Origin of the sequence: Dokdonella aquatica (assembly GCF_051987395.1) — a bacterium.
Taxonomy (GTDB): Bacteria; Pseudomonadota; Gammaproteobacteria; order Xanthomonadales; family Rhodanobacteraceae; genus Dokdonella.
The window spans coordinates 802397-828221 of the sequence record NZ_CP197094.1 but is presented as its reverse complement, the minus strand read 5'-3'; the positions used below and the strand labels follow the sequence as shown (position 1 = coordinate 828221).

17 protein-coding genes and 1 pseudogene are annotated in these 25825 nt (G+C 69.8%); 8 read left to right on the top strand and 10 right to left on the bottom strand.

Features of this window, described 5'->3' with window-relative positions; all coding sequences use genetic code 11:
• Nucleotides 1–94: 94 nt before the first annotated feature.
• The 5 genes and pseudogenes from ACQQ2N_RS03655 to ACQQ2N_RS03635 all read right to left on the bottom strand — a co-directional run.
• Nucleotides 95–805 (bottom strand): annotated as a pseudogene (locus ACQQ2N_RS03655) (sulfate/molybdate ABC transporter ATP-binding protein); the annotation flags it as partial.
• Between the two features lie 12 nt (nt 806–817).
• Nucleotides 818–1669, bottom strand: coding sequence for a sulfate ABC transporter permease subunit CysW (gene cysW, locus ACQQ2N_RS03650; RefSeq protein WP_440224319.1), 852 nt, complete (start codon nt 1667–1669; stop codon nt 818–820).
• Nucleotides 1670–1690: 21 nt separating this feature from the next.
• Nucleotides 1691–2551 carry a sulfate ABC transporter permease subunit CysT gene (gene cysT, locus ACQQ2N_RS03645; RefSeq protein WP_440224318.1) on the bottom strand — a complete coding sequence of 287 codons (861 nt, stop codon included), beginning with the start codon at nt 2549–2551 and terminating at the stop codon, nt 1691–1693.
• A 37-nt stretch (nt 2552–2588) separates the two neighbouring features.
• Complete coding sequence (locus ACQQ2N_RS03640; protein WP_440224317.1) at nt 2589–3602, bottom strand: sulfate ABC transporter substrate-binding protein; 1014 nt, start codon at nt 3600–3602, stop codon at nt 2589–2591.
• 179 nt (nt 3603–3781) lie between these two features.
• Nucleotides 3782–10000 (bottom strand): S8 family serine peptidase, encoded by a 6219-nt coding sequence (locus tag ACQQ2N_RS03635; protein ID WP_440224316.1) that lies wholly within the window; start codon nt 9998–10000, stop codon nt 3782–3784.
• 529 nt (nt 10001–10529) lie between these two features.
• Between ACQQ2N_RS03635 and ACQQ2N_RS03630 the strand changes: the two genes are divergently transcribed.
• Entirely contained in the window at nt 10530–11966 is a 1437-nt protein-coding gene (locus tag ACQQ2N_RS03630) for an amino acid permease (protein ID WP_440224315.1), read from the top strand.
• Nucleotides 11967–12005: 39 nt separating this feature from the next.
• Here the strand turns inward: ACQQ2N_RS03630 and ACQQ2N_RS03625 are convergent, their stop codons facing one another.
• Nucleotides 12006–12785, bottom strand: a complete 780-nt coding sequence (locus ACQQ2N_RS03625; protein ID WP_440224314.1) for a hypothetical protein — start codon at nt 12783–12785, stop codon at nt 12006–12008.
• Nucleotides 12786–12920: 135 nt separating this feature from the next.
• On the bottom strand, nt 12921–13259 hold the full coding sequence (locus ACQQ2N_RS03620; protein ID WP_440224313.1) for a hypothetical protein: 339 nt from the start codon (nt 13257–13259) through the stop codon (nt 12921–12923).
• A gap of 135 nt (nt 13260–13394) precedes the next feature.
• Here ACQQ2N_RS03620 and aceF point away from each other — a divergent pair, with 135 nt between their 5' ends.
• The 5 genes from aceF (at nt 13395) to ACQQ2N_RS03595 (ending at nt 20328) form a co-directional block, all read left to right on the top strand.
• Complete coding sequence (gene aceF / locus ACQQ2N_RS03615) at nt 13395–14780, top strand: dihydrolipoyllysine-residue acetyltransferase (RefSeq protein ID WP_440224312.1); 1386 nt, start codon at nt 13395–13397, stop codon at nt 14778–14780.
• Between the two features lie 94 nt (nt 14781–14874).
• The gene (locus ACQQ2N_RS03610) at nt 14875–17304 is read left to right on the top strand and encodes an FG-GAP repeat domain-containing protein (RefSeq protein ID WP_440224311.1); all 2430 of its coding nucleotides are present in this window, start codon (nt 14875–14877) and stop codon (nt 17302–17304) included.
• A gap of 38 nt (nt 17305–17342) precedes the next feature.
• On the top strand, nt 17343–19130 hold the full coding sequence (lpdA, locus tag ACQQ2N_RS03605; RefSeq protein ID WP_440224310.1) for a dihydrolipoyl dehydrogenase: 1788 nt from the start codon (nt 17343–17345) through the stop codon (nt 19128–19130).
• 92 nt (nt 19131–19222) lie between these two features.
• Nucleotides 19223–19849, top strand: a complete 627-nt coding sequence (locus tag ACQQ2N_RS03600) for a cold shock domain-containing protein (RefSeq protein ID WP_440224309.1) — start codon at nt 19223–19225, stop codon at nt 19847–19849.
• A 74-nt stretch (nt 19850–19923) separates the two neighbouring features.
• Nucleotides 19924–20328 carry a barstar family protein gene (locus tag ACQQ2N_RS03595; RefSeq protein ID WP_440224308.1) on the top strand — a complete coding sequence of 135 codons (405 nt, stop codon included), beginning with the start codon at nt 19924–19926 and terminating at the stop codon, nt 20326–20328.
• Between the two features lie 54 nt (nt 20329–20382).
• On the opposite strand, the gene ACQQ2N_RS03590 is transcribed toward ACQQ2N_RS03595, so the two are convergent.
• Nucleotides 20383–21183 carry a helix-turn-helix domain-containing protein gene (locus ACQQ2N_RS03590; protein WP_440224307.1) on the bottom strand — a complete coding sequence of 267 codons (801 nt, stop codon included), beginning with the start codon at nt 21181–21183 and terminating at the stop codon, nt 20383–20385.
• 192 nt (nt 21184–21375) lie between these two features.
• Here ACQQ2N_RS03590 and ACQQ2N_RS03585 point away from each other — a divergent pair, with 192 nt between their 5' ends.
• Both ACQQ2N_RS03585 and ACQQ2N_RS03580 read left to right on the top strand, forming a co-directional pair.
• Nucleotides 21376–21768, top strand: a complete 393-nt coding sequence (locus tag ACQQ2N_RS03585) for a DUF3224 domain-containing protein (protein ID WP_440224306.1) — start codon at nt 21376–21378, stop codon at nt 21766–21768.
• A gap of 143 nt (nt 21769–21911) precedes the next feature.
• Nucleotides 21912–22268 (top strand): hypothetical protein, encoded by a 357-nt coding sequence (locus tag ACQQ2N_RS03580; RefSeq protein WP_440224305.1) that lies wholly within the window; start codon nt 21912–21914, stop codon nt 22266–22268.
• A 6-nt stretch (nt 22269–22274) separates the two neighbouring features.
• On the opposite strand, the gene ACQQ2N_RS03575 is transcribed toward ACQQ2N_RS03580, so the two are convergent.
• Entirely contained in the window at nt 22275–23486 is a 1212-nt protein-coding gene (locus ACQQ2N_RS03575) for a hypothetical protein (protein ID WP_440224304.1), read from the bottom strand.
• The gene (locus ACQQ2N_RS03570; protein ID WP_440224303.1) at nt 23483–25822 is read right to left on the bottom strand and encodes a putative bifunctional diguanylate cyclase/phosphodiesterase; all 2340 of its coding nucleotides are present in this window, start codon (nt 25820–25822) and stop codon (nt 23483–23485) included. The genes ACQQ2N_RS03575 and ACQQ2N_RS03570 overlap by 4 nt, the downstream gene beginning before the upstream one ends.
• Nucleotides 25823–25825: the final 3 nt, after the last annotated feature.

The window sequence follows — 25825 nt, the reverse complement described above, 5'->3', positions numbered from 1 at the left end:
GTGATGCCGGCGTCGTCGGTCACCCCGTCGAGACGCATCAGGACTGCCACGCCGTGCGCAACGCGGGCGATCGCTGCGGTGGAGCCTCACGCTCGACGAAGCTCGTCACGAACGGCGTCGCGGGCCGCGTTCGGATGCCGTCGGGCGTGTCGACCTGCTCGATGCGTCCGGCGTTCATGACGACGACGCGGTCGGCGAGTTCCAGCGCTTCTTCCTGGTCGTGGGTCACGAACACGGTCGTGTAGCCGGTGCGGCGCTGCAGTTCGCGCAGGCCGTCGCGCAGTTCCTTGCGCACCTTCGCGTCGAGCGCACCGAACGGCTCGTCGAGCAGCAGCACGCGCGGTTCGATCGCGAGCGCGCGCGCGAGTGCGACGCGCTGGCGCTGGCCGCCCGAGAGCTGGTTCGGGTAGCGGTCCTCGAGGCCCGGCAGCTGCACGAGCTGGAGCAGCTCGCGGCCACGCGCGCGGATCTGCGCGGCGTTCGGCCGTTGCGCGCGCGGGCGCACGCGCAGGCCGAACGTGATGTTGTCGAGCACGCTCATGTGGCGGAACAGCGCGTAGTGCTGGAACACGAAGCCGACGCGACGCTGCTGCACCGACAGCGTCGCGGCGTCGGTGGTGTCGAACAGGATGCGCCCGTGGTCGATCGGCTCGAGGCCCGCGATGGCGCGCAGCAGGGTCGTCTTGCCGGAGCCCGACGGCCCGAGCAGCGCGAGCAGTTCGCCCGAGTGCACGTCGAGGTCGACGTCGTGCAGCGCGGTGAAATCGCGGAAGCTCTTGCCGACCTGGCGTATCGTGATCTTCATGCGTGGAGTCGTTCAGTGGCCGCGCAGTGCGGCGAGTTCCGGGCCGTGTCGCCATTCCAGCAGCGATTTGAGCCCGAGCGTGATGAACGCGAGGATCGCGAGCAGCGAAGCGACCGCGAACGCCGCGGTCAGCTGATAATCGTTGTACAGCACCTCGACGTGCAGCGGCATCGTGTTGGTGAGGCCACGGATATGCCCACTGACCACCGAGACCGCGCCGAACTCGCCCATCGCGCGTGCATTGCAAAGCAGCACGCCGTAGAGCAGGCCCCAGCGGATGTTGGGCAGGGTGACATGCCAGAACGTGCTCCAGCCGCCCGCGCCGAGTGTCAGTGCGGCGTACTCCTCGTCGCTGCCTTGCGCCTGCATGAGCGGGATGAGCTCGCGCGCGACGAACGGGAACGTCACGAATACGGTCGCGACGACGAGGCCGGGCAGCGCGAAGATGATCTTGATGTCGTGCGCCTCGAGCCACGGGTGCAGCCATCCGCTACGGCCGAACAGCAGCACCCAGACCAGGCCCGCGATCACCGGCGACACCGAGAACGGCAGGTCGATCAGCGTGACGAGCAGGTTCTTGCCGCGGAAGTCGAACTTCGTGATCGCCCACGCAGCGGCGACGCCGAACACCGTGTTGAGCGGTACCGCGATCGCCGCGACGAGCAGCGTGAGCTTGATCGCGTGCACGGCATCGGGATCGGTCGCCGCGGCCTTGAACGTGGCCCAGCCGCCCTTCCAGACCTCGGCGAAGATCACGCCGAGCGGCATCAGCAGGAACACGCCGAGCAGCGCGAGCGCGAGCAGGATCAGCGCGACGCGCAGCCACGGAGGCTCGGTCGTCGCGCTCGAGCGCGCGCGCGTCACGGGGCTCCTCCGCGCGCAGGATCAATGCGCATGGCGGCGGCTCCAGTGCTGCAGCAGGTTGATCACGAGCAGCAGCACGAACGAGATCGCGAGCATCGCCACGGCGATCGCGGCGGCACCGTTGTAATCGAACTCCTCGAGTCGGATGAAGATCAGCAGCGGTGCGATCTCCGACACGTTCGGCAGGTTGCCGGCGATGAAGATGACCGAGCCGAACTCGCCGACCGCGCGCGCGAACGCGAGCGCGCAGCCGGTCAGCAGCGCCGGCATCACGAGCGGCAGGATCACGCGCGTGATGGTCTGCCAGCGCGAGGCGCCGAGCGTCGCGGCGGCTTCCTCGAGATGCACGTCGAGATCCTCGAGCACCGGTTCGAGCGTGCGCACGACGAACGGCAGGCTCACGAACGTCATCGCGAGCATCACGCCGACCGGCGTGTAGGCGACCTGCAGGCCGAGCGCCTCGAGCGGCGCGCCGAGCCAGCCGTTCGAGGCGTACAGCGTGGTCAGTGCGATGCCTGCGACCGCGGTCGGCAGCGCGAACGGCAGGTCGATCATCGCCTGGAACAGGCGCTTGCCCGGGAATGCATAGCGCACGAACACCCACGCGAACAGCACACCGAGCACGGCGTTGAGCGCGGTCGCGCCGAGCGCGCCCGCGAAGCTCAGCCACAGCGCGTTGAGCACGCGCTCGCTCGTGACGGCGGTCCAGAAGCCGGCGAAGCCGAGGCCGCCCGCGCGCACGAACAGCGCGGCGAGCGGGATCAGCACGATCAGCGACAGGTAGCTCAGCGTGAAGCCGAGGGTGAGGCCGAAGCCCGGCATCGCCGAACGCCGCGGACGGCGCGGTCGGTGGGGCGCGGGCGAGGTCATGGTCGTGCTCATCGGTCCCCTGGGGCGCCGCGGCGCGACCGCGGCGGCATCACTTCTTCGTGTAGATCTGGTCGAACACGCCGCCGTCGCCGAAGAACTTCGGCTGCACGGTCTTCCAACCGCCGAAGTCGCGGATGTTGACGAGTTCGAGGGTCGGGAAGTCCGCAGCGTAACGTGCGGCGACGCCTTCGTGCAGCGGACGGTAGTGGTTCTTCGCGATCACGTCCTGCGCGGCCTCGGTGTAGAGGAACTCGAGGTAGGCCTTGGCGATGTCGGCGACGCCGTGCTTGTCGGCGTTCTTCGGCAGCACCGCCACGGGCGGCTGCGCGAGGATCGACAGCGACGGCACGACGATGTCGAACTTCTCCGCGCCGAATTCCTTCAGCACGAGATGGGCCTCGTTCTCCCACGCGATCAGTACGTCGCCGAGGCCGCGCTGCGCGAACGTCACGGTCGAGCCGCGCGCGCCGGTGTCGAGCACGGGCACGTTCGCGAACAGCTGCCCGAGGTAGGCGCGTGCCTTGGCCTCGTCGTTGGCGTTGTGCTTGAGCGCCCAGGCCCATGCGCCGATCACGTTCCAGCGCGCACCGGCCGAGGTCTTCGGGTTCGGCGTGATGACCTTGACGCCGGGCTTGGCGAGGTCGCCCCAGTCGGCGATGCCCTTCGGATTGCCCTTGCGCACGAGGAAGATGATCGTCGACGCATACGGCGTCGCGTCGTTCGGCAGCAGCTCCTGCCAGTTCGCGGGCGCGAGGCCGCCGTGCTCGACCAGCGCGTCGATGTCCGAGGCGATGCCGAGCGTGGCCACGTCGGCCTCGAGGCCGTCGATGATCGCGCGGGCCTGCTTGGACGAGCCGCCGTGCGACTGCCGGATCGTCAGCGTGTCGCCGGTCTTCGCCTTCCAGTCGGCGATGAACAGCGGATTGAGCTGCTGGTAGAGCTCGCGCGTCGGGTCGTACGACACGTTGAGCAGGGTGCGGTCCGCGGCGAACGCGTTGCCGCCGAGGGCGTGCCCGAACGCGATCGCGCCGAGCAGCAACGCCGTCCTGATGGTTCCGCGCATGGCCGTATCCCCTGGATGTCGAGAGGGAATCGATTGTGCGCGCGGGCGGTTAGCAAAAGGTTATGCGCGGCATGGTGGTTGGCCATGTCGATATGGGGGCCAAAGAAAAGGGCGAGGCTTGCGCCTCGCCCCCGATGGAGCGTGCCGGGTCGTGGAGACCCGGCACGTGTTGCACGTCGTTACTGCACGCGTTCGCCGTACAGGCGGATCGCGACGCCCTGACGCACGGTGCTGATGTAGTCGTTGGCTGCACCGCCGACGAAGTTCAGGTCAGCGCGATCGCTCGCGCTGCGGTACCAGCCGTTGACGGAGGCGTTCGCTCCGACGGACGGCAGGTTGCCCGCAGCGGCCGCGGCGATGTACGACGTGATGTCGCCGTTCTCGACATACCCCGTGCCACTGTCCACTGCGTACATCACCGAGATGCCGAGCTGCGAACCGCCCGGAACCACGACCGGGCTGTCGAACCGCACCGGGATGCCGTTGAGGATCGTGTTGGCCGCGGTGCAGTTGATCGGGCCGAGGTCGAACGTCTTCGTCGCGAGCGGCGTGTCGAACACGTCGGTGGCGGCGGTGCCGTTGAACGTGCCCCACAGCTTCACGGTCGCGCGAACGCCGGTGTAGTTGCCGACCACGGTGCACAGCGGCGGCAGGATCGCACCGTTGATGCTCCAGTTCGCGGTGCCGGACACCGAGAACCGGTCGGCGGCCACCGGAAGCGTGGCGGCATGACCCTGGAACTTCTTGGCCACACCGGTCTGTCCCGTCGTGGTGTTGCTCGTCGTGCCCGGCACGCCCGCAGGGGTGATCGTCTCGATGGTGTCGAGGACGGGCGCCTGACCCGCGGTCTGGAGCTGCCAGCCGAACACGTTCGGCGTGCCACCCGAGTTGCTGACGAGGTTGCCGGCCGGGTTGTTGACCGTGAGCGGACCGCCGGTCGCCGAGATGAACGCGAGGTCCTCCGTGCTGCCCGAGGTCGGTGCATTCGTGTACTTCTCGACGCCGAGGCCGGCGAGGATCGTGTCGGTGACCGCGGCCGTGCTCGTGACGAAGTTCACGCAGGCCCAGACGCGGGCGCGACCACCGTTCACGGGCGACGGCACGCGGATGGCGCGGTAGCCGAACGGCGCTGCGTTGAGGATCGCCTTGCCATTGGCCGGGATCGCGAAGCCGTAGCCGAAGTAGCCGCTCGTGTAGCCCGGATACAGGCCGTTCGACGAGCTCAGGCGCACGCCGGGGGCACCGTCCGTGCCGGTGTCGTCCCAGAACGAGATCGCGGTGGTCGTCGTCGACGAGATCGCGGTCGCGCCCGTGTTGGCGAGGGCCACGGTGAAGCTCGTGATGAGCTGCTCACCCGGCTGCGACAGCGTCACGCGGTCGCAGACCATCGGCGTGTAGCGCGTGGTCGAGCCCGGGTAGGTGTTCGGCGTACCCACCAGCAGCGCCGCATTGGCGTCGGTGCCGAGGTTGGCGTACAGGCGCGTCGGATCCGCGGCAGGGGTGTCGACGTTGAGCGTCGCCGGTGCAGTGCCCGCGTTGTTGCCGAGGCTGGTCTGCAGCACGCCGTCGGCGATCGAGACCACGTAGCCGCCGGCGGTGCCGGAGGTCACGTCGACCTTGACCGAACAGCTGCCGCGGGCCGGGATCTGCGCGCCCGAAGCGAGCGAGAAGCCCGCCGCACCGGCCGTCGCCGTCACCGTACCACCGCACGTCGAACTCGCGTTCGGCGTCGAGGCGATCGTGACGCCGGAGGGCAGGCCCACCGGGAACGCCGCGGACAGCGTGGCGGCCGTCGTGCCCTGGTTGACGATGGACACCGTCAGCGAGCTCGTACCGCCCGGCACGATCGTCTTCGGCGAGAACGCCTGGCCGATCGTCGGCAGGCTGTAGTCGACGACGAGCGTGTAGTCCTCGCCCTGGCCATAGCCGGCCGTTGCGGTCGAGGTGCATGCGGTCGGGCCGGTCGAGTTGACCTTGATGACGCGCATGCGGGTCGGACCCGGCTTGGCGCTGACCGGCACCGTGAGCACGCCACCGGTGCTGATCGCGTCGATGCCGGTCGAGCCGAAGATCGTGCCGCCTGCGTAGAGCTCGGATTCGTTCTCGGCGAACACGCCGTCCTGGTTCCAGTCGACGTAGATGCGGAACGGATCGGCATAGGCGCCGTCCGAGTTGCCCTTCAGCGTGAACGGGTACGACATGCCCGGACGGACCGTGCCGCTCAGCGAGGTGAAGTCCTCGAGGGCGGGCGACGCCGCCGAACCGGTGACGTTGGTCGTCGTGTTGTTGATGCCGGCGATGTTGACCAGCGTGATCGGCTCGACCGTGGTCGAGAACGCGCGCGCGCAGTACGGCGCCGGGAACGTGCCCGCGGTCACCGTGAGCGTGTCCGAGGCTGCTGCGGCGTTGCCGCCGAAGACCGTCTGCAGGGCACCCGCCGGGATCGTGTTGACGAGCGTCGCGGCACTCACCGACGACACGTTCAACGTGACCGTGCACGAGCCGTTCGCCGGGATCTGCGCACCGGAAGCCAGCGAGACCGTGTTGGCGCCGGCCGTCGCCGAGACCGTGCCGGACGCGCACGTCGTCGACGCCGTGGGCGCCGTCGCGACGAGCAGGCCGACCGGCAGGTGGTTGACCAGAGCCGAGGTCAGCGCGACCGCCGAGGCGTTCGTGTTGCCGAGCGTGAGCGTCAGCGTGCTCGCGGTACCGGCCGTGACGCTGGACGGTGCGAACGCTGCGGAGAGCGTCGGCGCGTCACCGACCGGAGCGGTCGACGTGAGCGTCGCGGTCGCCGCAGCGGCGTTGGTGCCCGTGCTCGTCTGCAGCGCGCCGGCGGCGAGCGTGTTGACGAAGCTTCCGGCTGCGGCAGCCGTGACATCGACGGAGACCGTGCAGGAACCCGATGCCGGAATCGACGCACCCGAGGCGAGCGTGACCGAGCCCGAGGTCGTCGAGACGGCGCCGCCCGTGCACGTCGTCGACGCGTTGGGCGTGCCGGCGACGGTGAGGCCGGTCGGGAACGTGTCGACGAGCGAGGCCGAAAGCGTGCTCGCGGAGCCGCCGCCGTTGCCGAGCGTGATCGTCAGCGTGCTCGTGCCACCGGCGGTGATGCTCGCCGGTGCGAAGGCCTTGGCCAGCGTCGGCGCCATCGCGCCGCCGTTCGGTACCGTGAAGCTCAGCGGCACCACCGTCACGGGCATGTTCGTCGCGTTGCTCGAGATGCACAGCGAGCCCGTGTACGTGCCGGCCGACAGGCCCGACGCGTTGAACGTGACCGGGACCACCTGCGAACCGTTGAAGCCGAGCGCGCCCGAGGTCGTGCCGACGCTGGCCCAGGCGGGCAGCGTGCAGTCGGCGACGCCCTGGACGAACGTCGACAGCATGTTGAGGCCGTCACCGGTCTGGAACTGCGTCGCGTTCTGCCACGGCGCGTACAGGCGCGGCACGTTGCCGATCTGCGTGTCGCCGCTGACGTACCAGGCCCACAGCGGGCTCGCCGCGGTCTGCGCACCGGTGCCGTTGATGGTCGGCGTGACGGTCAGCCAGTAACGGCCCGACGTCAGGTTGAGCGGCGTGCCCGAGACGTTGGCGGCGTTGAGGTTCAGCGCGAGGCTGCCGCCGGTCGTCGTGATGCCGTTCGCGGTGCTGATCGCGCCCGAGAACGTCCACAGCGGCGCGGCACCGAAGCCTTCCGGCGCACCGGCAGGAACGCCGGCGTTGTCGGCGTACACGCTGAACGTGATCGACGGCGTGTTGGTCGTGCTGAGGGCGGTCGTGCCCGGCAGCGTGAAGCCGTTGGCGCGCAGCGTGGTGACGCGAAGCGGAGCGGTCACGTCGAAGTTCTGCGACCAGTGGTAGCCGCGCGCCGGCGTGAAGCCCGTGTACGTGCCGCCCTGCCAGCCGTTCGTCGTCGAACTCGTGTTGATCGGCGTCAGCGTGCCCGTGCCGGTGGTCTGGACCTGCCAGTTGAGCGTCGGGTTGGCCGTGTTGCTGATCGTCAGGTTGTTGCTGACCGTGGTGTCGGACGAGCCGGACAGCGAGGTCGGGTTGACCGCGATGGCGGGGCCGCCCGGGTACACGGCGATCGGCATGTGCAGCGGCGGTTCGTCGCCACCCGACGGCGTCAGCGTCAGTTCGCCGAACGTCCACTGGGCCGGGGTCAGCAGGCCGCTGACGACCGAGACGGTGATCGTGCGCGAGCCCGACGAGTTGACCGTGAACGAGGCCGGCGTGAACGAGGCGGCGCCTTCCGGCAGGCCCGTCACCGACAGCGTGTAGGTCTGCGTGCCCGAACGTGCGCGGCGCAGCGTGCGCGTGAACGTGTGCGTGCCGACGGCGTTGTAGCGCGCCATGCTCGCGAGGTTCAGCGACGAGATGTCACCGCCCGCCGCCGGGTTGGCCGCGAGGAAGTTCGCCGGGGTCTCGTCCATGATCAGGCCGACCTTCGCCGCCTTGGCGAGGTTGACGCGACCCGAGCCGTAGTCCCACGGACGCACCGGGGTGCCGTCGTGGTTGATCGCGCCGGAGTTGTTCGACGTGAGGTTCAGCGCCGACTTGATCTGCGGCGGCGTCCAGGTCGGGTTGAGCGCACGCAGCAGCGCGGCCGAACCGGCGAGGTGCGGGCTCGACATCGACGTGCCGTTGTTGAGGTACACGCCGTTCGGGCCGACCACGTTCGCGGCACCGACGGCGAGGATGTCCACGCCCGGACCCGTGATGTCGGGCTTGACCATGCCCTGGCCGTTGAGGATGCGCGGGCCACGGAAGCTGAAGCCGGCGATGACGTCGGGCGTGCCGGGATAGGCCTGCGCCGCGATGTCGATCGACACCGTCGCGGTGGCCGGGGTCATGGCCGTCTCGAGGTTGGCCCAGTCCGTCGTCAGCATCGACCACGACGTGTCCGCCGCGCCGAGGTTGAGGTAGGCCGTGTCGACGAAGATCACGCCGACGGCACCCGCGTTCAGCGCCGCGGTACGGCGGGCGCCGCTGCCGCAGGTGCTGGTGGTGCCGTCGAGGCGCAGCACGGCGACCGCGCCGACGCGCTCGGGCGGCGTCGTGACCGGATCGAAGCCGTCCGCGAAGATGCGGTCGGCCGGCACGGTCGGTGGCGTGTAGGCACGCGTGAACGTGTTGGCCGGGTAGGCCGCGCAGCCGTCCGTCGCGCCGCTGCCGAAGTTCGGGCTCTTGATGATCGGCACGTTGACGAGGTTGGATGTCGGCAGCGGCAGTCCACCCGGACGCATCGGGATGTTCTGCGTGTTGGCCGGCGGATTGCTGCCGTCGAGGTTAAGGCTGACCGCGATGATGCGGTCCTGCGTCGACGCGGCGACCGTCTCGACCCACGGCTCGAGGTGGTTCGTCTGGCCCTGCGGGTCGGGCACCGTGGTGCTCGTGTTGCCGGCCGAGGCGGCGACGAAGATGCCGGCCGCATTGGCATTGCGGAACGCGACCGAGGTCGAGTCGGTCCACGGCGAGGTACCGCCGCTGATCGAATAGTTGATGACATCGACGCCGTCGATGACGGCCTGGTTGACCGACTGCGACGTCGCGGTCGTGGGGCAGGTCGACGGACAGGCGAGGTAGGAGATCACGTTGGCGTGCGGGGCGACGCCGGAGATCGTGAACTGGCCGCTCGCGTAGGTGGCCTGCCAGCGGTTGCCGGCGACCGTGCTCGAGGTGTGCGAGCCGTGGCCCTGCGTGTCGGCGCCGCTGCGGTCGGCCGCCGTCGACGCGAAGTTGTACATGCCGATGAGCTTGTCGTTGCATCGGCCGGCATCTGCGAAGCCGGTCTGGCACAGGCCGAGGTAATTGCCGGTGCCGCGCGGGTTCTGGTGCACGTAGCCGTCGATCGGACCGGTCGCGGCGTAGGCAGGGCTCTGCCAGTTGATGCCCGTGTCGATGATGCCGACGACGATGCCTTCACCGCGCGTGTCGACGCCCGAGGCGGTCTCGCCGGTCCAGATCGCCGGCGCGCCGATGAACGCGGGGCCGCGGTCGGTGTGCAGCTCGAGCTCGTGCTCGCGCTCGAGGAACAGCACGTCGTCGCGCTTCTTCAGTTCCTCGGCTTCGATGCTGTCGAGGCCGATGATCACGGCGTTGAGGGCGTGCTGCATGCGCGCCATGACCGCGAGCGGGCGGCCGAGCGAGGACTCGATCGACTGGATCTGTCCCTGCTGGCGAGCCTCGAGGTAGCTCACGTAGGCGACCGCGCCCGCGGATTCGAGGTCGAGCTTGCCGGTGGCCGCGCCGCGCTGCTGGCGCTCGGGGGCCGGGATGCCGGCGACTTCACCCGCGTACGTGGCGAGCGGGGCTTCCTTGAATACGACCGTGTAGTAGGCGACGTCACCCGCGGGCGACGGCATCAGCACGGCGGCGGATGCAGCCTTGGGCAGCATGCGCGCGGCATCGTATACGGGATTGAAAGAAGCGGAGGCCGAGGACGTCAACCCTGCGAAGAGGGTCAGCGCCAGGGCACCCGCCACGGGCGTCATGCGATGTCTCGCAATGCGCCGAGCGGTTGACCTCGAAGTCATGAAATTCCCCAACATTTCGAATGGACGAAACGGACGCGCGGCTTCGCCGGCCGCGCAGGCGCAGCCGGTCATCCTTGTCGAAGCAGCGATCCCCTTGTAAGCCCGTACCCCTTCCTGACACGGACCGCGCCGATCTTCTGCCTGTTGTCGCGGCAAGGCAACGGGTTTGTGATCGACTGCAACCAAATTTACATATGGATGAGTTAGGGCGACGCCCCCTTTTGGGATTCCTGCACGTTTCCGGGGGGGCGGGGCCGCCTGGCGCGGGGCGGGCAAGGCAGGCGGGGACGTCGGTGCGGGGCGTCACGGACCACGGGCGGCATGCGATGCCGCACGCGACACCCGCGACCGCTCGTCGCTATGATCCTGCGCTGCCCTGGGGAGGATGCCGATGAGCCTGATCGCGAAGCTGACGCGCCACAAGAGCGTCGAACAACTGCAGGCCGAACTCGGCCAGCGGCGGGATTTCCGCCGCGTGCTCGGCCTGTGGCAGCTCACGAGCATCGGTCTCGGCGGCATCATCGGCGTCGGCATCTTCGTGCTGGCCGGCCAGCAGGCGGCCGCGAATGCCGGCCCTGCGGTCGCCCTCGCGTTCGTCATCGCGGGCGTCGCGAGCGCCGCGGCGGCACTGTGCTACGCCGAGTTCGCGGGCATGATCCCGGTCACCGGCAGCGCCTACACCTACGGTTACGCGGTGCTCGGCGAATTCGCGGCCTGGCTGATCGGCTGGGACCTGCTGCTCGAGTACGCGCTCATCGTCGCCGCGGTCGCGAGCGGCTGGGCGGGTTACCTGCAGAACATCCTCGAGGCGATGGGACTCGGCCTTCCGGTGTGGGCGCAGGGCGCCTACGGAACGGGCGAGGGACGCTACTTCAATGTCATCGCCGCGCTCGTCGCGATGGCGATCGCGGTGCTGCTGACGATGCGCACCGAACTCGGCGCGCGCATCAACACCGCCGTCGTGATCGTCAAGATCATCGGCGTCGCGCTGATCATCGGCGTCGGCGTGTTCTATATCGATCCGGCGAACTGGACACCTTTCATCCCCGAGCGCATCGTCGGCGACGACGGCAAGAGCCACTTCGGCTTCAACGGCGTGGTCACCGCGGCGGCGGTCGTGTTCTTCGCGGTGTTCGGCTACGACACGCTGACGACGGCCGCGGAGGAGGCCAAGAACCCGCAGCGCGACCTGCCGCGCGCGATCCTGCTCTCGCTCGGCATCTCGATGGCGCTGTACCTGACGATCTCGCTCGTGCTCACGGGCGTCGCGCACTACTCGACGCTCGGCAACGATGCGCCGGTCGCCAACGCGTTCGGCGCGCTCGGCCTGACCTGGGTGCGCGTTGCGATCTCGATCACCGCCGTGACCGGCATCATCAGCGTGGTGTTCGCCTTCATGCTCGGCGCCGCACGCATCTGGTACGCGCTGGCCCGCGACGGCCTGCTGCCGGCGTGGTTCGCCAGGCCGCACCCGACCTATGGCACGCCTTACCGCCCGACCCTGATCCTCGGCGTCGTGACTGGTCTCGCGGCGGGGGCGTTCCCGATCGGCGAGCTCGCCGAGATGGTCAACATCGGCGTGCTTGCGGCGTTCATCGTGATCTGCGCGTCGATCATCGTGCTGCGCGTGCGCCGTCCCGAGCTGCCGCGCGGATTCCGCACGCCGTTCGTACCGGTGGTGCCGCTGGTCGGCATCGGCTTCTCGATCTGGCTGATTTCGGGCCTGCCGCTGCACACCTTCGAGCGCTTCGGCATCTGGCTCGCGATCGGTCTCGTCGTGTACTTCGGCTATGGCATCCGCCACAGCCGACTGTCGCGGCCGGAATGATCCGGCACGGGCCGGCGCATCGCGCCGGCCCGGTCGGCGTCAGTCGAACGTGCCGATGAAGATGCGGTCGTTGGCGTAGCCGTAGATGATGTACGGCAGGTCGACGCGGTGCGGCGAGCTCGGTTCGCCGCTGCGGATCGGGTTGATCCAGCTGCCTGCCGAGAGCACGTTGCCGAGATTCGCGTCGTGCTGGCCCGCGGTGCCGCCCGGGTTGGTCGTGTCGACCTGGCCCAGGATCGTGACCTGCGGCGTGTAGATCGCGGCCTGGGTGTCGCCGATCTTGAGTTGCCAGCTGACGAAGTAGCGGCCGGGCGTGGTCAGGATGACGTTCGGGATCGCGAGGTCGATGGCCTGCACGCGCCGTGAAACGTCTGCGAAACCGCTGGTTTCCGAGACGCGATAAGCCACCGGCTCGGCATGGACGAGCGCATTCGTCTCGCGCCCGTCGTAGACGAGGAACGCGCCCACGCCCGGCTGGCCGTACCAGATCATCAGGTTGGCCGAGGTGAACGGCGCCGTCGCGCCATCGGCCTGGTAGGCGTAGACGCGCAGGCGGTCGACCGTCCAGGTCGTGCTCGCCGGGATCGTGAAATCGTCCGTGAGGCGGTAGCGCGGCGCTCCTACCGCGAAGCCGTTGCTCGTGTTGGCCGGGAACCTGACGTTCTCGAGCAGGCTCGCGTCGGCACCCGACGCATGGCCGCCGACATGGGTCACATAGGGGCCGTTCTCGTGCAGCACGGAGGACTGGGCGGACACGGCCGACACGGAAACAAGGCCGGCGAGGCCGCATGTCAGGGCTGCGGCGAGCGGGTTCTTCATGGGGAACGATCCTGCATCTCGGGGGACGGAGCGACGCGTGCCGCAGGCCCGCGCGTGCATGCGGGACCGTGACAGGACGCCGATTCTAGCCCGACCGTCGCGGAATCGGGGGTGTCGCCCCCGCGGGACCGTCGTTCAGGGGCGTTGCGTGCCCAGCCGCGACCATGCCGCGGCGGCGCTTGCGATGTTCGCCTTGGGGTGTTCGAGGAACACGAGCAGCGAGGTGCCGCTCGCGAAGCAGTAGCGTTCACGCGTGTCGGGATCGATCCAGTTGAGCGAGCAGTCGGCACGGATGCGCTTGCCTGCCGACAGGCCGAGCGGATCGTGGCCCTCGAACGCGGCTTCGACGGCATGCGCCGGCACGGCAGCCTTCCAGATGCCGCCACCGGGCGCGTGGCCCGCGTGCGTGGCGACCGGTGCGGCGCAGGCGGCGATCACGGCGATCGCGACGGCAAGGCGGGAGGCGACGGGCATGGCGGCGTGCTCCACGGTGCGTGGAAGTCCATCCTAGCGCAGGCTGCGACCTTTGGCGGTTGGCGTCGCGGGGCGTAGCCGCCACAATGGAGGATGCACCGCGCGAGCCGTGCGGCAATTCCCCTGGAGCATTCGATGGCCACCCACGACGTCAAAGTCCCCGATATCGGCAACTACACCGGCATTCCCGTCATCGAGCTGCTCGTGCAGCCGGGCGACAGCGTGAAGAAGGACCAGGGCCTGGTCACGCTGGAGTCGGACAAGGCGACGATGGAAGTGCCGTCGTCGGTGGCGGGCGTGGTCAAGGAGCTCAAGGTCAAGCTCGGCGACGAGGTCAGCGAAGGCAGCATCGTCGCGGTGATCGAGGAAGCGGCCGGCGGCGCCGAGGCGCCCGCGCCGGCAACGGCTCCCGCAAAGGCCGAAGCCCCCAAGCCTGCGCCGGCCAAGGCCGAGGCGCCGAAGCCGGCACCGGCGCCTGCCGCCGAGGCATCCGCGGCAGCGGCACCCGCAGCACCGGCCCGTCCCGAGCTCGACCCCGAGATGTCGGGTCCGCGCACGCCGCCCGTCGCGTTCGACGCGAGCGCGGTCATGCCGGACAAGGTGCCGCATGCGAGCCCGGCCGTGCGCCTCTTCGCGCGCGAGCTCGGCGTCGACCTCGGCCGCGTGACCGGCAGCGAGCGCCATGGCCGTATCACGCGCGAGGACGTGCAGAAGTACGTCAAGCAGGCACTCGCCGGCGGCTTCGCGCCGCGCCCGGCCGCGGGTGGCGGCGGTGCTGCCGGCCTCAACCTGCTGCCGTGGCCGCAGGTCGATTTCTCGAAGTTCGGCGAGGTCGAGACGAAGCCGCTGTCCAAGATCAAGAAGATCTCGGGCGCGAACCTCGCGCGCAACTGGGTCATGATCCCGCACGTCACGCAGTTCGACGATGCCGACATCACCGACCTCGAGGCGCTGCGCGTCGCGCTCAACAAGGAGAACGAGAAGGCCGGCATCAAGCTCACGATGCTCGCGTTCCTGATCAAGGGCGTGGTTGCGGCACTCAAGAAGTACCCCGAGTTCAACGCCTCGCTCGATGCGAGCGGCGAGAACCTCGTGCTCAAGAAGTACTTCCACATCGGTTTCGCTGCCGACACGCCGAACGGCCTCGTCGTGCCGGTGATCCGCGACGCCGACCGCAAGGGCGTCATCGAGATCGCGAACGAATCGGGCGAGCTGGCGAAGAAGGCGCGCGACGGCAAGCTCGGCCCGGCCGACATGTCGGGCGGCTGCTTCTCGATCTCCTCGCTCGGCGGCATCGGCGGCACCGCGTTCACGCCGATCGTCAACGCCCCCGAGGTCGCGATCCTCGGCGTGTCCAAGTCCGCGACCAAGCCGGTCTGGGACGGCAAGGCCTTCGCGCCGCGCCTGATCCTGCCGCTGTCGCTGTCGTACGACCACCGCGTCATCGACGGCGCCTCGGCGGCGCGCTTCACGAGCTACCTCGGCCAGGTGCTGGCCGACATGCGCCGCGTGCTGCTCTAAGGCGCACGCGCGCGTCCATCGTCACCAGAGAGGAATCCATCGGGAAGGACAGGGGCTTCCTGCCGCACGACCGCCCACGGGAGATACGGTTCCGATGAAGATGCCAGCCTTGTTCGCCGCGCTCGCGGCCACCGCCGGAGCCCCGGCGGCGTACGCACTCGAGATCGCTCCCGACGGCACGATGCCCGCGGCGCACCCGTCGGCCTCGCTGCCGGCGCCGTCCGGCACCGCACCGGTGGTGCCGTTCGGCGCCACGCCCGACTGGCAGAACACGTTGCGCATCCAGGTCGGCGGCCTCGCTGCCGGCGATCTCGACGGTGACGGCAAGCCCGATCTCGCCGTCGTCGCCTACCAGTCCAACAGCTTTCCGCCCTACGAGGACTGGCGCAACCGCGTCTACTTCAACACCGGCACGGGCCTGCAGGCCGAGCCGGGCTGGACCTCGGCCGACCAGGTGCACTCGGGCGACGCCGCGATCGGCGACGTGAACGGCGATGGTTTCGCCGACCTCGTCGTCGCCAACGGCGGCAGCGCGTACGCGCCGAACAGCATCTACTTCGGCAGCGCCACCGGCCTCGCGACGTCGCCGGGCTGGCAGAGCAACGCCCCGGCGTGGGCGGTCGGCATGGCCCTCGTCGACATCGACGGCGACGGCCTGCTCGACCTCGTCACCGCAAACCAGGGGCGTGGCTCGGGCGACGATTTCCGCCCGTCGTACCTGTTCCGCAACACCGCCGGCACGCTCGCGACCTCGCCGGTCACGATCGGCGAGGTGTCGATCCAGAACAGCGTCGCCGCGGGCGACCTCGATGGCGACGGCGACATCGACCTCGGCTTCGCGCGCTGGGTGAACTTCCCGAGCGCGCTGCACGAGAACGCCTCGGGCAGTTTCGCCGCAGTGCCGTGGCGCACGTTCGGCACCGGCACGGGCGACCGCGGCATCCGCTTCGCCGACATGGACGGCGACGGCGACCTCGATGTCGTGATCGGCCTCGGCAACGTGATCAAGATCTTCCGCAACGACGGCGCGGGAGTGTTCACGGACGTCTGGACGTCCGCCCAGACCGCGAGCCACCAAGACCTGCTCGTCGCCGATTTCGACGGCGACGGCCGTCCCGACATCGTCGACATCGATTTCTCGACCGGGCGCGCCTACCTCTACCTCAACCGCGACGGCCTTCCCGCAACGACGCCGGACTGGAGCTACGACGCGCCGGGCTCGGGCACCGCGCTGGCCGCGGCCGACTTCAACGGCGACGGCCGGCTCGATCTCGCGATCGGTTACTCGGGGCAGCCCTCGGTCGTCGTGTTCCTCAACCAGCTGCCCGTCGAGGATGCGATCTTCGCCGACGGATTCGATCCCGTGCCGCAGCCCGGTTGTACCTGGAATACCGCGGCAGGCACGCCGGGCGGCTCGTTGAGCACGCTCGGGCTGTGGAACGGCACGCTGTACGCGGGCGGTTCGCTCGGCGGCGACGTCGGCGGCGTGTCGGGTGGCGTCGTCACGGTCGATCCCGCCACGGGCATCGCCTCGCCGCTCGCGACGACCGAGCTCGTCGACGGTTTCGTCACCGGCTTCGCGCCGTACGACGCCGGCACCGGCGAGCGCCTCTACATCGCCGGTGCGTTCAACGGCATCGCGTTCGGCGGCAACGAGCTGCCCGGTTCGCGCGGCCTCGTCGCCTGGGACGGTGCGACCACGACGACCGTGCCGGGCTCGCCGTTCGCGGCCGACCTCACGTTCGCGCAGGCCGTGACGACGTGGAACGACCGGCTCGTCGTCGGCGGTTCGCGCGGTGCGGTCGATCCGCCGCAGAAACCGCTGCTGTCACTGTGGGACGGCACCGACTGGACCGTCTACCACGAACAGTTCGAAGGCCTCGTCGCGCCGGTGATTCTCGCCACCGAGGTGTTCGACGGCGACCTCTACTTCGCCGGCCGTTTCGACCGCATCCGCATGCCCGACGGTGCGGGCGGCCAGATCGTCACCGAATCGAAGAATGTCATGGGCTTCGACGGCAGCGCGTTCTTCAGCGTCGGCGGTGGCGTGATCCGCAGCGGCAACCCGGTCTCGCAGGTGCTCGCGCTCAAGACCTTCGACAACGGCAACGGTCCAGCGCTCTACATCGGCGGCCGTTTCAATGCCTCGGCCGACGGTTCGCAGTCGCTGCCCGCGATCGCGCGCTGGGATGGCACCACGCTGAGCGCGGTCGGTGCGGGCTTCCCGATCACGGGCGAGATCCGCGGCCTCGTCGTGCACGACGACGGCGACGGCCCCGCGCTGTTCGCGACCGGCATCTTCACCACCGACACGGCCGGCACGCCGATCCGCCGCCTCGCCAAGCTCGTCGGCTCGACCTGGGTCGAGGTGGCGGGCGGTACCGGCGACAATCCCGGCAAGGCCGTGAGCCTGCCCGGCGGCGCGCTCGCGATCGGCGGCAGTTTCACCGAGGTCGGCGCGACCGGCGTCGCGGGCTCCGGCCCCGCGAACGGCCTCGCCACGCTTTCCTGCACGGCGCCCTGACGGCGCCGCGCGTTCCTCATTCCTCAAGAAGACCCACCATGGCCAACACGATCGAGATCAAGGTTCCCGACATCGGCAACTACGCCGGCATTCCCGTCATCGAGTTGCTCGTGCAGCCGGGCGACAGCGTGAAGAAGGACCAGGGGCTGGTCACGCTGGAGTCGGACAAGGCGACGATGGAAGTGCCGTCGTCGGTGGCCGGTGTGGTCAAGGAGCTCAAGGTCAAGCTCGGCGACGAGGTCAGCGAAGGCAGCATCGTCGCGATCGTCGAGGTCGCCGAAGGCGGTGCCGCGGGACCCGCCAAGCCTGCTGCGGCTCCCGCACCGGCCGCCGCCGCGCCGGCCAAGGCTCCCGCACCCGCTGCTGCGCCGTCCGCACCGGCCCCGCAGGCCGCCGCGGCGAGCGGGCGCACGCCCGACGTGACCTGCCAGGTCGTCGTGCTCGGCTCGGGTCCGGGTGGCTACACGGCCGCGTTCCGCTCGGCCGACCTCGGCCAAGACACGGTGCTCGTCGAGCGCTACGCGAACCTCGGCGGCGTCTGCCTCAATGTCGGCTGCATCCCGTCGAAGGCGCTGCTGCACGCCGGCCGCGTGATCGAGGAAGCCGCGCATGCGGCCGACATCGGCCTGGATTTCGGGGCGCCGAAGATCGACCTCGACAAGCTGCGCGGCCACAAGGAGAAGACCGTCGGCCAGATGGTCAAGGGCCTCGCCGGCATGGCCAAGCAGCGCAAGGTCACGGTCGTGCAGGGCACGGGCCGCTTCGTCTCGCCGAACGAACTCGAAGTGGAAGGTCCCGACGGCAACAAGCTCGTGCGCTTCGAAAAGGCGATCATCGCGGCCGGCTCGCAGGCCGTGAAGCTGCCGGGCTTCCCGTGGGACGACCCGCGCATGATGGATTCGACCGACGCGCTCGACCTCGTCGACGTGCCGAAGAAGCTGCTCGTCGTCGGCGGCGGCATCATCGGCCTCGAGATGGCCTGCGTGTACGACGCGCTCGGCAGCGCGGTTACCGTCGTGGAGCTCATGGACCAGCTCATGCCGGGTGCCGATCCCGATCTCGTCAAGCCGCTGCAGCAGCGCCTGTCGAAGCGCTACGCGGGCATCCACCTCAAGGTGAAGGTCGCCAAGATCGAGGCCGGCAAGAAGGGCCTCGTCGCGACGTTCGAAGGCGAGGGCGCGCCCGAGCCGCAGACCTACGACCGGGTGCTCGTGGCGATCGGCCGCGCGCCGAACGGCGGCAAGGTCGATGCGCACAAGGCCGGCGTCACCGTGACCGAGCGCGGCTTCATCCCGGTCGACCGCCAGATGCGCACCAACGTGCCGCACATCTTCGCCATCGGTGACCTCGTCGGCCAGCCGATGCTCGCGCACAAGGCCACGCACGAAGGCAAGGTCGCGGCCGAAGTCGCCGCGGGCCAGAAGAGCGAGTTCGTCGCGCGCGTGATCCCGAGCGTGGCCTATACCGATCCCGAGATCGCCTGGGTCGGCCTCACCGAAGTCGAGGCGAAGAAATCCGGCATCGCCTACGGCGTCGGCAAGTTCCCGCATGTGGCCTCCGCGCGCGCGGTCGGCATCGGCCGCACCGAAGGCTTCACCAAGCTCCTGTTCGACGAGGCCACGCACCGCATCATCGGCGGCGGCATCGTCGCGCCGAACGCGGGCGATCTCATCGCCGAACTCGGACTCGCGATCGAGATGGGTGCGGAGGCCGCCGACATCGGCCTCACGATCCATCCGCACCCGACGCTCAGCGAATCGGTCGGCATGGCCGCCGAGGTCTACGAAGGCACGATCACCGACCTGTACATCCCGAAGAAGAAGTGACGTGAGCGCGCGGCGCCCCGTGCCGCACGGGGCGCCGGCACAGGGGAGGGCGCGAGCCCGGCACGCGGCGAAGCCCGGACACGGAGTCCTGCATGCGTCGACACGGCACGCTCAAGCGCTGGAACGAGGCGCGCGGTTTCGGTTTCATCGAGCCCGCGCAAGGCACCCACGAACTGTTCGTGCACATCTCGGCGTTCCCGCGCGGCGAGCAGCCCGTCGTCGGGCAGATGCTGTCGTTCACGGTCGTCGACGGACCTGACAGGCGTCCACGTGCGGTCGGCGTGCGCACGCCGGCATCGTCCGCGCGCCCGGCACGTCGCGCGCCGCAGAAGCGCGGGGCGAGCGTGAAGGGTATCGCGGCTGCACTCGTGCTGGTCGCCGCTGCCGGCGTGTCGCTTCACGCCCGCTTCGCGGCGCAAGCGCCTTGGGCGGCACGCGAAGAAGTTCTCGAACAGCGTGTTCCATCGCGCTCGGATGCAGGATCGGCACCGCGTCAACGTCCCGCGGCAGCTGTGCAACGCGAAAGCGTCGCCGTCGCGGCGCCACGCGTCGAGTCTCCGGCCTTCGCGTGCGACGGCCGGATCCACTGCTCGCAGATGACCTCGTGTGCCGAGGCGACGTTCTTTCTGCAACATTGTCCCGGCGTGAAGATGGACGGCGATCGCGACGGGATACCGTGCGAGGAGCAGTGGTGCGGCGGGTCGAGGGTGTTTCGCTGACGGGTAGTATCTTCGTGATGGTTGGTCGGTTCGATCCTCATCAGGCGTGCGAGTCCAGTAACCAGGTGCCCTGCGTGAAACCCATCATCCTCATCGACGGACGAGCGTTCTCCGACCTCGACGGATTCTTTCGTCACTTCGGGGAGCGTGCACTGGCGGATCGCGAATGGGGGCGCAATCTCGATGCCTTCGACGATGTCCTGCGTGGTGGATTCGGAACGCCCGAAGAAGGTTTCGTCATCACGTGGGAACATCACCGTCTTTCCAGACAGAGACTGGGATTCGCGGAGACCGAGCGTGTCCTGCGTGCGCGGCTGCACGCCTGCCATTCCTCGGGCGTCGCGGGCATCACGCGGGACCTCGAGCGGGCCCAAGCAAGGCAGGGGCCTACGGTGTTCGACTGGCTCGTCGAGATCATCGAGGCTCATGGACAGGGCGGGCCAGACGCGGAATACGGGGTTGAGCTCGTGCTTGCGTAGGGGGCTTGGGGCTGGCGCGTTCCGGGCTGCGGATACGTTCCGTGGTTCGTATGATCAGCGCGCACGCCGCGCATACGCTCCCGGCGTGCAGCCCACCATCGCCTTGAAGTCGCGAATGAAGTGGGCCTGGTCGAAATAGCCGAGGTCGAGCGCGAGCCGTGTCCACGACACGGGCTCGCCGGCGTCGAGGTGTTCGAGCGCCTCGTGCAGGCGATAGCGGTTGATGACCCACTTCGGCGTCACGCCCACGTACTCGTGGAACAGGCGCTGGAGGCCGCGCGATGTCGTGCCGGCGCGATGCGCAAGCACGTCGGTGCGCAGCAGCGCCGGGTCGGTCGCGACCGCCTCGACGAGATCGGCGACGTGCAAGGCATCGTCGTCGGCCGGCGGCAGGTGATGCGTGAGCAGGTCCTCGAGGATCGCCACGCGCGCTGCGTCGGTGTCGACGTCGAACACGCGCGCTTCGAGCGTCGCGGCGTCCTCGCCGAACACGGCGGCGAGCGGCAGCGAGGTGCCGCGCAGCGTCGCGACGGCGCGTCCGAGCAGGCCACGAAACGCGCCGGGCCGGAACTTGACGCCGAACACGCTGCCTCGCCCCTCGAGCACGGTCGTGAAGCGTCCGCGTTCGATGCCGTGCACGCGGCTGCGTCCGGCCTGCAGGACGATGTGGATGGTCGGATGCGGAAGCGTTTCGCGGCGTTGCGGTGGTCCGCCGTGCAGGTCCCAGCCGACGCTCCAGAAATGCGCGATGCGATCGGCGAGGCTCGGCGACGGCGCGAGGCGCGCATGATGGAACGTGCCTTCGACCGGCGCGTGGCGCAGCAGCCCGCGGGCCTTGCCGACCTCGCGCGTCATGCCCGCGGCTCGCGGCGGCCGCGTCGCGTTTCTACAATCGGCCGGTCGCGCGCCGTGGTGTCATGCGCGCCACTCGCCCGGGGAGTCGCCATCATGCCCATCCGCATGCCGTCCACGTCCTTCATCCGTCACGTCGCGCTCGGCGCGGCCCTCGTATTCAGTCACGCGGCCTGGGCCGCGAAGGAGTCCAGCATGAACGCCCACGGCAGCTTCGACGTCAAGATCACGCCGCAGCAACCCGACAACGATCCGGCCAGGGCGGCGGGGCTCGGCCGTCTCGCGCTGCACAAGACCTACCACGGCCCGCTCGAGGCCGTGGCCTATGGCGAGATGCTCGCCTACGGCGACGGCAAGGACGCGGGCGCCTACGTCGCGATCGAGAAGGTCACCGGCACGCTCGACGGACGCAAGGGCAGCTTCGCGCTCATGCACCGCTCCGGCCTGCGCGGCGGCAAGCCCGAGAACTGGAGCGTGACCGTAGTCCCCGAGTCGGGCACCGACGAGCTCAAGGGCCTCGAAGGCGAACTCGTCATCACGATCGAAGGCGGCGTGCACCGCTATGCGCTGACCTACACGCTGCCCTGAACGGACGCGAAGCGCGGGCGGGCGATCCCGCGCATTCAGCGCCTGTTTCCCGCATCGGACACTTGCGTTCAGCCCGTCGCGACCACACTGCATGCGCGTTTTCGAGTATCCGTACCTTTCACGAGGAGCACGCGATGTCGACCATGCAGAAAGTCCTTCCTTTCGATCTGCAACGCGATGAATCCGCGCAGCGCGCGATGTGCCGGCAAGGCCTCGTCGGCTGGGTGATGCATCACCCGTCGACCGGCATCGTCCTCCACCTCTATCGTTCGCTCGCCACGGCACAGGATGCGCTCGACGCGCAGTCGCGTTTCCACGGCGTGCCGTTCCGCATTCTCGGTGTCCACGCGGGCGGTGTGGCCTACGAACATGCCGACGGGCGCGCGACCCAGCCCGCGCGCACGTCGGACGGCGCGCGCATTGCGGTACCGCTCAGCGGTCGCCGCATCGTCTCGCGCCGTATCCGCCACGTCGCCGACCGCCGCGCCCACGCCGGTTGAGCTGGGTCAGTAGAACCACCGCAGGCCGAGCTGCACCTGCGTGTCGACCTCGCGCGGGTCGCGCGCTTCGATCACGCGCTGCATGCGCCAGCTGTCGGTGCGAAGCAGCTCCGCGGTGATGCGCAAGTGGTCGTTCGGGCGCCATGCCAGCGCAGCGGTCAGCGCGTTGCCGTGTTCGCTCAGTGGCACCGGGCCGCCCGCGACGTCGCGCAACGTGAAGAAGTCGACGCGCACGGCCGGGCGCCATATGCCTTCCGCGCGCCCGGCGAGCAGGTAGCCCGCATGGAACTCGGTCTCGCCCGTGAAGCGCGGTGACGGCTTGAACACGGTGTCGCCGGTCATGCCTTGCGCGAGCAGTTCGATCGATCCGATCCGCGTCTGCCATCCCACGCTCCAGAACCGCGTGCGCCACGCGAACGTGCGGTGGCCCTCGTACCGCGTGCTCAGGGTGGGGTCGGCGAAGTTGTCGTAGCGCATCACGCTCACGCGCGTGCCGCCCCGCGAGCGCCACGTGAGATCCGCATACGCGCCGGGGCGGTCGTCGAGCTCGAGGAACGCGTCGTAACGAAGCGGCGGCGTGTCGTCGTCCTCCGCATAGGCGTCGGGCTCGCGGATGCGGCCGCCGAGGCCGACGTTGACATCGCTGAGCGACCAGCCGCGGGCGGCGAGCAGCTCGCCGGCGGGATCGTTGCCGCCGAACACGCCGAGCCGGCCTTCCCAGGTCGCATTCGCACCGCGATGCTCGAGCGCGAACTCGCCGCCGATCGCGCGCAGCTCCTCGCCGACCCAGGCATTGATCGCCGAGGGTGTCAGCGTCCACGGGCTGGTCCAGCCCATCGCGTCGTTCTCGAGCGAGATCGGCGGGAAGAACACGCCGGCCTTGAGCGCCCAGCGCCACGGCGTGGTCGACACGGGGCGATAACGCGCGTAGGCCTCGACGAGCTGCGGATTCGCGCGGTCGGCGTCGTGCACCTGCACGTCGAGGTAGCCCGACAGCGCCGGCGTGAACTGGAAGCGACCGATCAGCGCCGCCGCGCTCGCATGCACGCCGATGCCACCGTCGCCGTAGCGCGTCTTGCCGATGCCGCCATCGGGCCAGGCGCGTTCGTCGGCCGCGGCGACGACACGCAGGTCGAGGAAGCCTTGCCAGCGGATGTCCTGCGCGCCGGCGGCGCAGGGCAGCAGCGCGAGTGCGGCGGCGAGAATTTTCGGAGTCATCGTGCGTCACCCTCCGCGGCGCGTGACGCGAGGAAACGTTCGAGATCGGCCGCATCGAGCGGCCGCGCGATGTGGAAGCCCTGCGCGTGGTCGCAGCCGATGCGCGCGAGATGGGCCAGCGTGGCCGCGTCCTCGACGCCTTCGGCGGTCACGCGATGGCCGAGGCGATGGCCGAGCGCGACGATCGCGTCGACGATGGCCTGATCGTCCTCGCGTGTCGCGAGCGTGAGCACGAACACCTTGTCGATCTTGAGTTCGCGTACCGGCAGGCGGCGCAGGTAGGCGAACGACGCCTGGCCGACGCCGAAGTCGTCGATCGCGAGTTCGATACCCATCCCCGCGAGCCGCTGCAGCACGGGCAGCGCCGCATCGGGATGGCGCATGACCGCGCTCTCGGTGACCTCGAGCACGAGCCGCGACGGCGCGAGCGCGTGCACGGTCAGCAGTTCGCCGACGCGGCGCGGCAGGTCGGCGTCGTCGAGGTCGCGCGCCGACAGGTTCACCGCCACGCGAAGGTCGAGGCCGCGCAGCATCCATGCGCGGGCCTGCGCGATCGCCGCGGCGAGCACCCAGCGTGTGAGGCGGCGCATGTTGCCGGTCTCCTCGGCGAGCGCGATGAACGCGTCGGGCGCGAGCGCACCGAGACGCGGGTGGCGCCAGCGCACGAGGCATTCGACATCGCCGATCGTGCCGTGCGCGAGACCGAGCTTGGGCTGGAACTGCAGGTGCAGGTGGTCGTGGTCGATCGCCTCGCGCAGGTCGGCCATCAGCGACAGGCGGTCGGGACGGTGCGGATCGGTGGCGGGATCGTAGACCGCGACGGGATCGTCGCTGCCGAGCGTCGCGATCAGCGCGACCTCCGCGCGCTGCAGCAAGGTGCTCGCCTCGCGGCCGTGGAACGGGGCGAGCGCGATGCCGGCCGCCGGTGCGAGATCGACGGCGAGATCGGCCTCGACGTGCGGCGCGCCGAGCGCGTCGAGAACGCGGAACGCGAGCGCGATAGCGGCGTCGCGGTCGCCACCGGGCAGCCACAGCGCGAACGCGCCGTCGGTGACGCGCGCGAGCGACGCCGAGGCAGCCGGCGTGGCGAGGCGTCGTGCCGCTTCGCGCATGACGCGATCGCCGAGGCCATGCCCCATCGTCTTGACGATCTCGGGCAGGCGCGCGAGCGCGATCATGAGCAGCGCACCACCGCCCGCCGCGTCATGGGCGAGATGCCGCGCGACCTCCGCCTCGAAGCTCGCGCGGTTCGGCAGCGACGTGGTCGCATCGTGGTCGGCCTGGTGGCGGATGTGCTCCTCGCGCTCGGCGATCGCCTGGCCCATGCCGGTGAACGCCGCAGCGAGTTCGGCCACTTCGCGCGGCTCGCGGCGTGCCGGCGGCACGGTGTAGTCGCCGGCGGCGATGCCGCGTGCACGCGCGACGAGGCGATCGAGTGGCCGCGACACGCCGCGTGCGAACAGCAGCGCGCCGGCGAGGCCGACCAGTACGCCGAGCACGAGCAGGCTCGCCCAGGCCGGCGCGACCGCCCGGTACGGCGCGAGCGCGTCGTCGACCGAATACCCCATCAGCACGGCCACCGGTCGTGGCGCGGTCGCGTCGCCGAGCATCGCGGCGAGCGCGAGGTACTCGTTGCCGTCGAGGTCGACGAGGTGCGGCTCGGGCGCGTCCGCGGCGATCCAGTCCTGCGCGTGCGCGACGAGTCCGGCCCGGCGTTGCCCGCCCGCGACGACCTGCCAGCGGCCGTCGCCGTCGCGCGCGGCGAGCTCGATCGCCTGCGGCAGCGCCGACTGCCGCTGCATGCGTGCGAGCAGCGCGTCGTCGATCGGGATGCTCGCCGCGATCAGCCCCGTGAGTGCCGGTGCGAACACGGGCACGACGACGGTCCAGTACGCACGGCCGTCCCAGGCCGAGACGGTCGAGGCAGGACGTTCCATCGCACGGTCGATCAGCTCGGGCGATAGCGCGGCGTCGGCCGGCAGTGGCGCATCGCCGGTGTCGGCGACGACCCCGCCGTCGACGTCGAGCAGCATCATGCGCGCCGCGCCGACGCGGCGGCCGTGGTTGCGCAGCGCCGACAGCACGGTGTCGCGGTCGCGTTGCGCGATCGCGGTGCGCAGCGCGAAATCGAGCGACAGCACGTGCACGGTGTCGGCGACCCGCGCCGAGGCGTCCTCGAGTTGCAGCATGAAGGCCTCGGCGGCCTGCGAGAGCTGCTGGCGACCCGTGGCGAGGCTCGTGTCGCGCGCGACGTCGTAGACCAGCGCGGCCGTGAACGCCTGGATCGCCGCGATCGTCGCGACGATGAACACGACGAGGCGCAGGCGCAGGCTCATGCC